The organism is Acinetobacter sp. IK40, assembly GCF_035615075.1.
In the GTDB taxonomy this organism is placed as follows: Bacteria; Pseudomonadota; Gammaproteobacteria; order Pseudomonadales; family Moraxellaceae; genus Acinetobacter; species Acinetobacter courvalinii.
Genome location: NZ_JANBOE010000005.1, coordinates 142375 through 155302 on the forward strand (window position 1 = coordinate 142375; position 12928 = coordinate 155302).

The window sequence follows — 12928 nt, forward strand, 5'->3', positions numbered from 1 at the left end:
GTGCAGATCAGTTAAGATCATCACTGAATGCTCCAATAAAGACTTTAAAAGAATAAGCAATGAAAACTCCACACTTTGCGATTGTCGGTGCAGGTACTGCTGGACTTGCCACAGCCATTTTACTTGCACGTGCAGGCAATCAAGTCACGCTATTTGAACAGGTAGATGAACTTTCCCCTATGGGTGCAGGTTTACTTTTACAACCCGCAGGTTTAGCCGTATTTGAACATCTTGGTGTACTTGAATCTGCACTAAAATTAGGCGCGAGAGTCACAGGATTAGAAGGTCAGCTTGCAGATAAACGACTGTTGGTAAATAGTCATTATCGTGAGGCAGGCAGCAATCTATATGGACTCGGCATTCATCGTGCAACTTTATGTCACGTTCTCACCCAAAAGCTGGCTGAATATTCTAGTCATGTCACTTGGCGAATGAGTCACTCGATCGACCAGATTCAGGAAAGTACTCATGCAGTTCGGCTATTCGGTACGTATCAGCAACAGAAATTTGATGAACATTTTGATGCTGTACTGGTTGCCAATGGTGCGCGTAGCCAGTTACGTCCTAAAGCATGGGTAAAAGTGGATCAGGCTTATCCGTGGGGTGCGGCATGGAGTATCGTGCCAGAATGCCCAAACTTAAATCCTGAAACTTTGCATCAATTTTATGACCGCTCGAAAATCATGATGGGTGTGCTGCCTACAGGTGCAATCCCGACCGCTCCACAGCAACGCCTTTCTAGCGTGTTCTGGAGTTTGCCTACCCCGCAACTGGGTACTTTTCTAAAAGATGAATCAGCGAAACAGCAATGGTTAAAGCAAGTCGGCGATCGTTGGCCTGAGGTTGCAGAATGGCTCAAACAGCTTTTGACGAATGAACAGAATCAACCCCAATGGCTTTCCGCTCAATATCGTGATGTGGTGATGTCACAATTTGGACAAGGTCGAATCGGTGTGATCGGTGACGCTGCCCATGCCATGAGCCCACAACTGGGGCAAGGTGCCAATATGGCTTTACTGGATGCATGGGCCTTTTCTCAATCCTTACAGGCTGCAACCCATCATCAGCAAACTGACTGGCCGATGCTCTGGCAACACTACCATCAACATCGACGTTCTTCGACCCAGTTCTACCAGTTTCTCAGCCGATTATTAACGCCATTGTATCAATCTGATCATTGGTGGGCGGGCGGCATACGCGATCTGACTTTCCCATGGATGTATCAAATCCCCTATTTCCGTAAAGAAATGGCAATCACCATTTCAGGTTTAAAAACTGGACTATTTCAGCAACTGGATTATCAGCAAGTGGCACATTATGCTGGATCAAACCATACATTGAAAAATACCAATGCATCTGTCCCTGAATATGAATGAGCACAGTGAAATATGAAAATTAGCCATCTAGATCATTTGGTTCTGACCGTTGCCGATATTGAGACAACTTGTAATTTCTATCAATCAGCCCTGAACTTTAAAGTCATTGATTTCGGTGAAAACCGCAAGGCATTACAATTCGGCACTCAAAAAATTAATCTGCATCAAGCAGGCAAAGAGTTTGAACCTAAAGCATTTCGACCAACCGCAGGTTCAGCCGATTTATGTTTTATTGCGGAAACACCACTCAATGAAGTAATTGCACACCTTCAGGCACAGCAGATTGAAATCATTGAAGGTCCTGTACAAAGAACAGGTACGATGGGCAAAATCCTTTCGATTTATTTTCGTGATCCAGATCAGAATTTGATTGAAATCTCAAACGCTCTTTAATGCCCTATCCACGATTTTTTAACCCACAAGCATAGCCAACCCCAGCCACAAACGCTACACTAGCTGCTTTCCACCCAATGGATTTTCACTCATGTCAAACTGGTTAGATGAAGTTAAATTTGATTCCAATGGTCTTGTTCCTGCCATTGCACAACATCATCAAACTGGTCGAGTGTTAATGGTTGCGTGGATGAATCGTGAGGCTTTGCAACTCACTGCTGAAAAAAATCAGGCGGTGTATTACTCGCGTTCACGTCAAAAGTTGTGGCACAAAGGTGAAGAGTCAGGGCACTTTCAAACCGTGCATGAAATTCGTCTCGATTGCGATGCCGATGTCATTATTCTACAAATTGAACAGCATGGTGGCATTGCCTGTCATACGGGTCGTGAATCTTGCTTCTATCGCAAGCTCACCCCACAAGGTTGGGAAATCGTAGATGCCCAACTCAAAGATCCGACAGCGATTTACGGCGCATCTGCAAAAGTTGAAGCACATGATCACGTTCAAAGTGAACAGGTTGATGTGCTTGCTTATCTCGGGCGTTTGATGCAAGAACGCAAAAATGCCGAAGCAGATAACTCTTATGTTGCCAGCCTGTACAAAAAAGGCATCAATAAAATTTTAGAAAAAGTCGGTGAGGAAAGTGTCGAAAGCATTATCGCTGCCAAAGATTATGCGGTGCATGCCTCACTGGAAAATAAACACGATCTGGTTTATGAAGTCGCTGATCTCTGGTTCCACAGTATTGTCATGCTGGGTTATTTCGACCTTGATCCGCAAGTGGTACTGGATGAGCTGGCACGTCGCCAAGGTTTGTCTGGTTTAGTTGAAAAAGCGAACCGTAGTAAAGAAGCGTAAATAGAGCCTGTGTCAAATATAGAAAAACCAAAAGCCACCTATGAGCAAGCGATTGCCATAGACAATGCCCGTTTAGGTCAATCTTTTAAAGTGATTGCGTATGCTGGCACAGGTAAAACCACCACTTTGCAAATGATCAGTGATGCCATGCCTGAACGGCGCGGTATGTATCTGGCCTTTAACAAGGCGATTGCTTCAGAAGCACAGAATAAATTTCATGGCAACGTAAACTGTCGTACCTTCCACTCACTGGCATTTCGCAGTGTTCCACGTGGAGTCACCGACAAGTTACGTCTGCCCCGTCTCAGCCCAAGTTTTATTGCCAAAGAATATCGCTTAGAGCCAATTACTCTGCGTCGCTTAATGGGCGGACGTTATGAAAAATATGTATTGATGCCCAGCCGTCTAGCCAGTCTGGTGGCCAATGCGGTGAGCTACTTTTGTTCGACCAGTTCCCAATACCCTGCCCCACGTCATATTCAGGCACCGAGCTGGTTACATCTGGATGATATTGAAGCCTTACAGCAGCACCTTTATCCTGCGGTAGAACGCCGTTGGCTGGAATCGATTGATCCGAATCATCAGGCTGGAATCGGGCATGATATTTACCTGAAACTATGGGCCTTATCAGAACCAAATATTCCTGCAGATTATGTGCTGTTCGATGAAGCACAGGATGCAGACCCATTGATGCTAGGGATTTTACTGCGTCAAAAAAGTACCCAAGTGATTTATGTCGGTGATGCGCATCAGCAAATCTATGCATGGCGTGGTGCAATCAATGCCATGCAGCAAATGCCCTTACCGGAAAGTCGTCTCACGACTTCTTTCCGTTTTGGTGACGCGATTGCCGATGTGGCCAATAGCTTGCTGGGCGCATTGAATGAAACCGTGCCCTTACTCGGCAATCCCAATGTTAAATCGAGTGTCGTCAACAAGCCACACACCAAAATGCGGGATGCGATCCTGTGCCGGACCAATGCCCGTGCCATGGAGTTACTGCTTTCTGGTCTGGTGCATGGGGATAAAGTCAGCCTGCAAGCCGATCATCAAAAACTCAGCCGCTTTGTCGATGCTGCCAGTTTGCTGAAACAAGGCAAACGCATCACCGACGTGCCTGAACTGGCCTGGTTTAACTCATGGCATGATGTACATGAGTATTGTGAAACCAATGATGGCAGTGATATCAAGCCTTTAGTCAAGCTGGTCGATGATCATGGTACCGATCCACTAAAACGGGCACTGGCAAAAATCACGCCGATTGAGCAGGCAGATTATGTCATCTCGACGGCCCATAAAGCCAAAGGACTGGAGTGGAACCGTGTTCATATCGAAGATGACTACCAGTTTAAAATAAATGGAATGGAACATAAAATTACAGATGAAGAGTTAAGACTACTTTACGTGGCCTGCACGCGTGCTAAAGTAAGTTTAAATATTCATCATTTATACGACTTAATACAACAATTAAAACAGCGGGCGCCCTCAAGTCTTCGTCAGTCAGCAGGTTAAAGCGCTCATGATTGAGGTCAGCTTATGCAACTTGAATCGGTTCTTTTTAAACATATCGGCATGTTTCGGGATTTAAAACTCGATTTCTATCCTGAACAACACCCCATTACCTTGATTCTGGGTGATCAGGCCACTGGTAAAAGCACCATTTTAAAAAATATCTACCAAAGCCTGACCTGGTTTTCTGCACGTTATAAAGATATACGTACTGCAGGGGTGGTAATTGCCGATCAGGATATCCTGTTAAATAGACTTCAAGCCAAAATCCAGATGCATGTGCGCATGAGCAGTGAGCTGAATGCGGCCTTACCGGAAAGTAGCACCGCCCAGACCGCCGATACCCAGACCTGCATGTGGAAGTTGTATAAAACCTTTAATGCCCAAGGTGTTGGCATCAGTCAGGTGGAAACCCAGCAACTCGACCAGCTGGTTACGCTGTATCAGAAAACCAATCAGCAGGACCCGCTCCTCGGCTTGCCGCTGATTGCCTACTATCCGGCTGAACGCTTTGTACAAGATATTAATTTACAAAGTAAGAATACACCGGGGACTTTGCAGGAGATTGCTGCCTATGATCTGACTGCAATTCCTTACACCACTTTTGCACGTTTTTTTGAATGGTTGCGTGAAATCAGTGATGTAGAGAATGCGCATTCGGCTCACATAGTCCGGCGTTTAATGGGCAATGATTTTAATCAGCAAAACCAGTCAGAAATTTTGCAAGAATTGCAGCAGGAACTGGTCAATCATCCTAAACAGCTGTCTGCACCGAATTTGTATGCCTTGAAAAGCAGTCTGCAAACCGTTTTTCCAGAACTGAATGATATTTATATTCAATACGTACCCAAACTGCAGTTGATGGTGCGCTATCAGGAAAAGACGCTGCCATTTCAACTGCTGTCTGCTTCGATGAAAGCATGGATTGCGCTGGTGGGAGATATTAGCCGACGATTGTGTTTATTGAATCAGCATTGTTTTAATCCCTGTCTGGAAGGTGAAGGCATTTTGCTGATTGATCAGATTGATCATCAGCTCGACCAGCATATGTGTGCTGAAATTCTGGCGCGCTTACATGAAGCATTCCCTCGTCTGCAAATTATTAGCACAGGCAACCGTGATGCTTTGCTGGAGCATGCTGCGCAATACCAATGCCTGAAACTGGATCAAAAAGGCGTTTATGAAATCGATCTGGAAGCCTCCCAGCAGCAACTTTCTGCCTTGTATCAAGAGTTAGCGCAAGCAGAAGAAATGAGCTTAATCGAACAACAAAATTTGCTGCAAGCTGATCCTTTATCGAACAAAGTGGATGATTTATTTCATCAAATTCAGGGTCTAAATGAACAAGAAAAGAGCGATTTAATCAACTTGCTCAAGATAGATGACACCCCTCAGGAGAGCCCACTTTAATCGATTGCCCGAACTGGATAATTCTGTGGTTTAAAACAAAAAGTGTTGTTATTTTCATGTAATAACATCAGATTTTTATTGATGTTTTGTAGTAAAATAAATCTCATTTTTTATTTTCAAGTTGTGCAATACAACTTGCTGCCTCCGTTAACTTGATTGGGCTTCAAGATTTAAAGTTTTTGGTATTCTCTTTGAGTGCCTGTAAGTCTTGAAAAAAATTCACCCTTAGGTCTCGACCTAAATCATTGACATGGATACCAGTGTGCTACCGATTATTATCCTATTACCGCTCATACTCGGCACCACCCTTGTCTCACAATTGCAACGTATTTCACGGGGCGTGACGGCACTTGGGGCGATTGGCATCAGCCTTAGCTGTTTTATTTTACTTCTTACTCAGGCAGAAACGGTTCTTCAGGGCAATACCCTGCAACAAAGCTGGGACTGGCTTCCGCAGCTTGGAATCAATCTTAGTTTTCGCCTAGATGCATTAGGTTTATTGTTTGGTCTGCTGATTAGCGGTATCGGCACACTCATTTATATTTATGCCTATTATTATCTCAGCCCGAAGAACTCGCTCAGTAAACTCTATCAATTATTAATGCTGTTTATGGCAGCAATGCTCGGGATTTCACTCTCCAACAACCTGATCCTGTTATTGGTGTTTTGGGAGTTAACCAGTATTTCCTCTTTCCTGCTGGTTGGTTACTGGAGTCAGTATGATGCTGCCCAGCGTGGTGCCCGTATGGCACTTACGATCACAGGAATGGGTGGTTTGGCAATGCTGGGGGGCTTTGTCTTACTGGGTCAAATCACAGGTACCTATCAAATTGATCAACTGGTGCTGATGAAAGATACCATTCAGCAACATGAGCTTTTTGTTCCGACCTTACTGCTGATTTTACTTGGAGCTTTCACCAAAAGTGCGCAGTTCCCGTTTCACTTCTGGTTACCTAATGCCATGGCGGCACCCACGCCTGTTTCGGCCTACCTGCATTCAGCAACAATGGTTAAGGCAGGGATTTTCCTGCTGGCACGTTTAGCGCCTATTTTTATTGGTGCTGCGCTGTACCACAACATCGTTACTTTTGTCGGTTTATTCACGTTGTGTATGGCCGCAGGTTTTGCGATTTTCAAAGAAGACCTCAAAGGGCTACTGGCTTATTCGACCATCAGTCATCTAGGTCTGATTGTCTGCTTACTCGGTATCGGTTCACCGCTCGCAGTTGCAGCGGCTGTATTCCACATCATTAACCATGCCACCTTTAAAGCGGCATTGTTCATGATTGCAGGGATTATCGACCATGAAACCGGTACACGTGATTTACGTAAGCTGAGTGGCGTCTGGCAACTGCTTCCATTCACTGCCACCTTGACCATGATCACCGCTGCATCTATGGCAGGCGTTCCACTGACCAATGGTTTCATCTCCAAAGAGATGTTCTTTACTGAATTACTGGCAAATCTATCTGGCCCCGTCATGGTGATCTCAGCGATCGTTGCGACCTTGGCAGGTATTTTCGCGGTGAGTTATTCGATTCGTCTGGTTCACGGTGTCTTCTTCGATGGCCCACTTGGTAAACAGGTTCCAAATAAAGATGCGCATGAACCACCATTAGGCATGCGCTTGCCTGCAATCATTCTTGCGACTTTGTGTATCTTGGTCGGTATCCTCCCTGCCCTACTCGCTGGCACGCTCGTGAATAGCGTAACGCGTGCAAGTCTGGCTCAACCTGAATTTGAAGGTGTGCATCTGGCGATTTGGCATGGGGTTAATGCACCGTTGCTAATGAGTGTGATTGCCTTGATTGGTGGGGCATTGTTCTATTTCGCACTAGCCAAAGACGGACGCATTCGCAAGATTGATCTTGATCCTCATTTGGGTAAATTTCAGGGCAGAGTCCTATTCGATCTATTCCTGAAACATTTACTGCTCAGCAGTCGCCGCATGAAGCAGACCACCGAAAATGGTTCTCTGCAAAGCTATCTGCTCTGGATTGTCCTCTTTAGTATTGTCATGGTGGCACTGCCGCTGTTGAATCAGGGACTCACCACAGGTACACGAGAACTGACACATGCACCGTGGGTGGCTATCGTTTTATGGCTCACTTTGTTCTCTGGTTGCTGGATGATGCTTTGGTTCCATCATGAACGAATCAAAGCGGTTCTAATCAGTGGTGCGGTTGGTTTAGTTGTGACAATGGTTTTCGTGACCATGTCTGCACCTGACCTTGCATTAACACAAATTACCGTAGACGTTGTTACGACGGTTTTACTGTTAATGAGTCTGTCGTTATTGCCGCAACTGACGCCATATGAATCAAGTCGTTCACGTCGCTGGAGAGATGCAAGTCTGGCAATCGCAGGCGGTTTAGGGATTGGCTGGATTGCATGGTTGTTACTGACACGTGACCATAATTCAATTTCATGGTTCTTCATGCAACAGGCGATTCCACTTGGCGGTGGATCAAATGTCGTCAACGTTATCCTCGTAGACTTCCGTGGATTCGATACCTTCGGTGAAATCACCGTATTGGGCATCGCGGCAATTGGTGCACTGTGCTTGATGGATGGCATGCGTGCACATGGCACTACTATGACCCAAGGCCTGACTTATCGCTTCAACCCTTCCCCACTGATGCTACGTATTACTGCGTCATGGATCTTGCCACTCGCGCTTGTCGTCAGTGTGTATATTTTCATGCGTGGTCACAACCTACCGGGTGGCGGCTTCATCGCGGGCTTGATTACCTCAATGGCCTTGGTGATCCAGTACATCGTGCTGGGACAAGATCAGACCGAACAGATGATCAAAGCCAAATCTGGACGTCTTTATGAATTGTGGATTGGCTCAGGCTTAACCATTGCCGGTTTAACCGGTATTGCAGCCTGGTTCTGGGCACGTCCATTCCTGACCAGTGCACATATTTATGTAGAAGCACCGTTACTCGGAAAAATGCATCTTGCATCGGCAGTTGCCTTTGATACAGGGGTTTATATCACCGTTGTAGGGGCCACCATGTTATTGATCTCGGTCTTGGGGGACTCACGTCACTCCAGTATGTCAGGCCCGATCCCAAGTGGAGATAAAGAAAATGGTTAGTATTGAATTTTTACTCGCTTCAGGGATTGGTTTACTGACCGCAACAGGTATTTATTTGATTCTCCGTGCCAGAACCTTTCCTGTTGTGCTTGGCCTTGCCATGATCGGTTATGCAGTCAACCTGTTCCTGTTCGCAATGGGGCGCTTGCAAATCAATGCCCCTGCTGTCTTGACCCAAGCCACTAAAGTCACTGATCCATTGCCGCAGGCACTGGTCTTGACTGCCATTGTCATTGGCTTTGCAACCACAGCATTTATTGTGCAACTTGCCTTACGTAGCCGCTATGAATCAGGTACTGATCATGTCGACTCCAAAGAAGAACCCACCTTGACTTATGACCCACGTGAGGATGAGCCATAATGTTTGATTTTTATAATTTCTGGCACGCTCATGCTCCGATTATCAGTATCTTAATTCCGGCTTTTACCAGTTTTATATTGATCTTACTCGGCAACCCGGGTTCAGGCTCGTTAAAACAAGATTGGCGCCAGCCTTGGCGTCGCGGCATCAGTCTGGGCTCAGCAATTCTGGGGCTCATCACCGCGGTGAGCTATCTGGGGATTGCCAGCACAGGACAGATCACGGTATATCAACTCAGTGAATGGTCTGCACCTTTTGGCATTGTACTGGTACTGGACCAACTTTCTGCCTTTATGCTGGTGCTGACTTATGTGCTTGCGGTACCGGTGATCTGGTTTGCAAGTGATAACTGGGACACGCGTGGACGCTATTTCCATACCATGGTGCATTTCCTGCTAATGGGAATCGCGGGCGCTTTCCTCACTGGTGACTTGTTTAACTTATTCGTATTCTTTGAAATCCTGTTGATGGCATCTTATGTGCTGCTGTTACATGGTCAGGGCCGTCCACGGTTTCAACTGGGGATTCACTACGTCACCATTAACCTGCTCGCTTCTGCCCTGTTCCTGATCGGCTTAGGCATGATCTATGGCAGTGTGGGTAGCCTGAATATGGCCGATGTCGGGCGTCTGGTTCCGACTCTGGATGGTGATCAGCATAAACTTGCAATTGCAGGCGGTTTTTTACTGTTTGTGGTGTTTGGTATTAAAGCTGCCATGCTGCCTGTCGGCTTCTGGTTGCCAAAAACCTATGCCGTTGCCAGCACCCCCGTTGCCGCATTGTTTACCATCATGACCAAAGTCGGCATCTATGCGATTTTACGGGTCAACGGGACCGTGTTTGATGATGTCATGGCCCAGAGTATTCTCAAGAACTGCCTGCTGATTATTGGCTTGATTACTTCATTGTATGGGGTAGTCGGTGCAATTGGCGCAGAACGCTTACGTCGTTTTGTCGGCTTTATGGTGTTATCGTCAATCGGTACCCTGCTGATCGCAATTGCCATGTTTAATACCGAAGCATGGGCAGCGGCACTGTATTATCTGGTACACAGCACCTTGATCGGGGCAGCATTCTATCTGTTCTGTGGCTGGATCACCTCACAACGGGGAGCTTTCAAAGACCATCTGAAAGTTGCACCTAAAATCAAGCAGGAAAAGGCCGCTGCCTTTAGCTTTTTCATCATTGCATTAATGCTGGCAGGTTTACCACCGTTCAGTGGTTTCCTCGGTAAAGTGTTTATTTTACAAGCCACTGCGGAAACGCCTTATCAGGGCTGGATCATTGCAGTGATCCTGATCGTCAGCTTGCTCAGCATTATCGCGCTGACACGAGTGGGTTTTATTCTGTTCTGGCGTGCAACACCACCGGAACAAGACCAGAAAGAAGCTGCTTATGCTGAATATCAGGCTTTGCCTGAAGTTGCACCCAAACGCAATGACAAGGCCATCTATATTCTACTGGCCAGCTTGATGGCCTATGTAGTCTTTGCTGCGCCTATCCAAAGCTATACCACAGCCACGGCACAGCAAATCCAGAACCATGCCCTGTATAACCAGACCATCCTGAAAAATGATGCGCAGGGTCGTCCGATCAGTGTCCAGCCTTATGACCCGAGTTATTTACCTGAAACCAAATATGGTGGTGAAGTCGACGATCATAATGCTCTGTTGATTCCGGATATTATTTCCAAGCCAACCCTGCAAGGTGAGCATATTTCTGAATACAAGCAGCGTCAAATCGCTGGGCAGGTTTTGGAAGCACCGACCATTCCGAATAGCACACAGTTAAAACCAATGGAGGAACACTGATGCAAAAATTATCTTTGCTTGACCGTTGGTTTCCGCATCCCTTTGTATCTGTGCTGATTTTTGTGAGCTGGCTGATGCTGGCTCACAGTCTGGATGTAACCGATCTTTTAATTGCGGTGATTCTGGCCATCGGGATTGCGCGCCTGGTCAGTCCCTTTATTGACAGAACTCCGCATATTCAGTGGATGCCTGCCATTAAACTGTTTTTTGTGGTGCTTTGGGATATCGTGATCTCTAATTTCCGCGTTGCTAAAATGGTACTTGGCCCTATGGATCAACTGCATCCGAAATGGTATCGCGTTCCTCTGGAAACCGAACACGAGCAGGTCAACACCTTGCTGGCCATGATCATTACTACCACGCCCGGTACGGTTTCCGCTGGTATTGATCAGGAGCGTGGCGATATTCTGGTACACGCGCTCAGTACCGATAATGCCGAGCTTGATATTCAGGACATTAAAAAGCGTTATGAAATGCCTTTAATCGAAATCTTTGACGTGAAGATTGCAGCAGAAGGAGCAACCAAATGACTATTCTCCCTTATGCATTGGGTATTGGCTTAATTGCAATTACCATCTCGATGTTTATGTGCCTGATCCGTCTGATTGCAGGTCCTTCGGTCATTGATCGACTGCTGGCCCTGGACACCCTGTTCCTGAATGCCACCTGTTTAATCGTCGTGTTGGGCATTTATTGGGTCAGCACCAATCTATTTGAAGGTGCACTTCTGGTGGCAATGCTGGGCTTTGTTTCGACCGCTGCCCTCGCCCGCTATTTCACTACTGGTCACGTGATTGATTAAGGAGCGTCATCATGCAACTGATTATTGAGATTATTATTTCATTCTTCGTGGTATTTGGCGCCTTCTTTATGCTGGTCGGTTCGATCGGCATGATCCGCCTGCCAGACTTGTTTATGCGTCTCCATGCACCGACTAAATCTAGTACCTTAGGGCTTGGTAGCTTCCTGATTGCAGCAATGATTTTCTGGGCGACACAAGGCCGTTTTGGTTTTGCCGAGCTTTTGATTACCCTGTTTGCCTTTATCACTGCACCCGTATCCGCCAATTTGATGGCTCAGGCAGCCATCCACTTACGCTTACGCTCAACCAGTGGTGAGGTACCAGAAGCCTTAAATCGTCCGCTTCCTTGGCAACGCTACCGTCGCCATCCATTGAAGAAAGATTAACTCTTTTATTCCGAGCATAAAAAAGCCACCCGAAGGTGGCTTTTTTATGCATTCATAATTTTAAAACCATAACAAATGATTTTTATTATTTTAAATTTCTATGAGCCACTTATCATAAACCCCACCAGTAAATTCATGGCTTCAACCAGATTAGTATTTCTTTATAAAGCTAAATTACGCAGATATATAAAAACCTACTTATAACTTAGCTAATATGGCATGACGATAAAAGTCATGTTTGCAACACCAGCATTATCGCTGTAGTAATTAAAGTTATCGTTCATATACCAATAATAATATCTCGTTGTTCCACTGTCGTTTATGTAATACCAAGTTCCACCTTTAGACTGGTCAAATTTCTCCTCATAACCAACCGCTGAATACTCTCCATTACCCAAACTACACAGCCCCATAAGTTGCGCACGTCGAAGCCAAGTGACAACTTGTTCATATGGCTCAAAATCCCAACCATAAAGAGGACGATTAGAGGAGGTATCCTTGTTATCAGTCCAAAGCGGGGAGGTGGCCGAGGCCCAATAGAAGATATGACCAGGTGGAACCACCAGAGGTGGATGAGTCGGATTAGTGAAGAATGGCTTATCTGTAGCTATGGCCTGCAAAAAGATGCTTTTCGCATTTTTTGGAGTGATTACTGCTTTTGCATCAACCTGTGTCGTCTCATTTGGAATGACCTTATCTTTATGCTTATCTATGTCTTTATCTTTATCAAGACTAGGGTTTGGTTCTTTCCACTTTCTTGTATCATTCATTTCATAATCTCCGTTAAGTCAAATAATTAGAATTTATTATTAATAGTAGCGAGTCAGAAAACCAAAGATTCTACAAGACAATCAATTCATCTTATTTGTCACCACCAACACAAGATTCTAAATATTGATATAGAAGTCAGATTTAAAT

At 45.6% G+C, this 12928-nt stretch carries 12 protein-coding genes; 11 read left to right on the forward strand and 1 reads right to left on the reverse strand.

What is annotated here, in order from left to right:
* Positions 1–59 precede the first annotated feature (59 nt).
* The 11 genes from MSG93_RS10590 to MSG93_RS10640 all read left to right on the forward strand — a co-directional run bounded on the left by MSG93_RS10590 (position 60) and on the right by MSG93_RS10640 (position 12010).
* Entirely contained in the window at positions 60–1376 is a 1317-nt protein-coding gene (locus MSG93_RS10590; protein WP_324621796.1) for an NAD(P)/FAD-dependent oxidoreductase, read from the forward strand.
* 12 nt (positions 1377–1388) lie between these two features.
* On the forward strand, positions 1389–1769 hold the full coding sequence (locus MSG93_RS10595) for a VOC family protein (protein ID WP_005255453.1): 381 nt from the start codon (positions 1389–1391) through the stop codon (positions 1767–1769).
* Positions 1770–1860: 91 nt separating this feature from the next.
* Positions 1861–2628 (forward strand): bifunctional phosphoribosyl-AMP cyclohydrolase/phosphoribosyl-ATP diphosphatase HisIE, encoded by a 768-nt coding sequence (hisIE, locus tag MSG93_RS10600; RefSeq protein ID WP_062848138.1) that lies wholly within the window; start codon positions 1861–1863, stop codon positions 2626–2628.
* Between the two features lie 9 nt (positions 2629–2637).
* Positions 2638–4140, forward strand: coding sequence for a UvrD-helicase domain-containing protein (locus MSG93_RS10605; RefSeq protein WP_324621797.1), 1503 nt, complete (start codon positions 2638–2640; stop codon positions 4138–4140).
* Between the two features lie 24 nt (positions 4141–4164).
* Positions 4165–5547: an ATP-binding protein gene (locus MSG93_RS10610; protein WP_324621798.1), complete on the forward strand. Its 1383-nt coding sequence runs from the start codon at positions 4165–4167 to the stop codon at positions 5545–5547.
* Positions 5548–5797: 250 nt separating this feature from the next.
* Entirely contained in the window at positions 5798–8650 is a 2853-nt protein-coding gene (locus MSG93_RS10615; protein WP_324621799.1) for a monovalent cation/H+ antiporter subunit A, read from the forward strand.
* Positions 8643–9011, forward strand: coding sequence for a Na+/H+ antiporter subunit C (locus MSG93_RS10620; protein ID WP_004774108.1), 369 nt, complete (start codon positions 8643–8645; stop codon positions 9009–9011). The genes MSG93_RS10615 and MSG93_RS10620 overlap by 8 nt, the downstream gene beginning before the upstream one ends.
* On the forward strand, positions 9011–10822 hold the full coding sequence (locus tag MSG93_RS10625; RefSeq protein ID WP_324621800.1) for a monovalent cation/H+ antiporter subunit D: 1812 nt from the start codon (positions 9011–9013) through the stop codon (positions 10820–10822). The genes MSG93_RS10620 and MSG93_RS10625 overlap by 1 nt, the downstream gene beginning before the upstream one ends.
* Positions 10822–11352, forward strand: coding sequence for a Na+/H+ antiporter subunit E (locus tag MSG93_RS10630; protein ID WP_005280861.1), 531 nt, complete (start codon positions 10822–10824; stop codon positions 11350–11352). Before MSG93_RS10625 ends, MSG93_RS10630 begins: the two co-directional genes overlap by 1 nt.
* The gene (locus MSG93_RS10635) at positions 11349–11624 is read left to right on the forward strand and encodes a monovalent cation/H+ antiporter subunit F (protein ID WP_005226455.1); all 276 of its coding nucleotides are present in this window, start codon (positions 11349–11351) and stop codon (positions 11622–11624) included. Before MSG93_RS10630 ends, MSG93_RS10635 begins: the two co-directional genes overlap by 4 nt.
* Before the next feature lie 11 nt (positions 11625–11635).
* Entirely contained in the window at positions 11636–12010 is a 375-nt protein-coding gene (locus MSG93_RS10640) for a Na+/H+ antiporter subunit G (RefSeq protein WP_005226454.1), read from the forward strand.
* A gap of 209 nt (positions 12011–12219) precedes the next feature.
* Here MSG93_RS10640 and MSG93_RS10645 read toward each other — a convergent pair whose 3' ends face one another.
* A complete protein-coding gene (locus MSG93_RS10645) occupies positions 12220–12780 on the reverse strand; it encodes a hypothetical protein (protein WP_005280868.1) in 561 nt (186 codons plus the stop codon).
* Between the last annotated feature and the right edge of the window lie 148 nt (positions 12781–12928).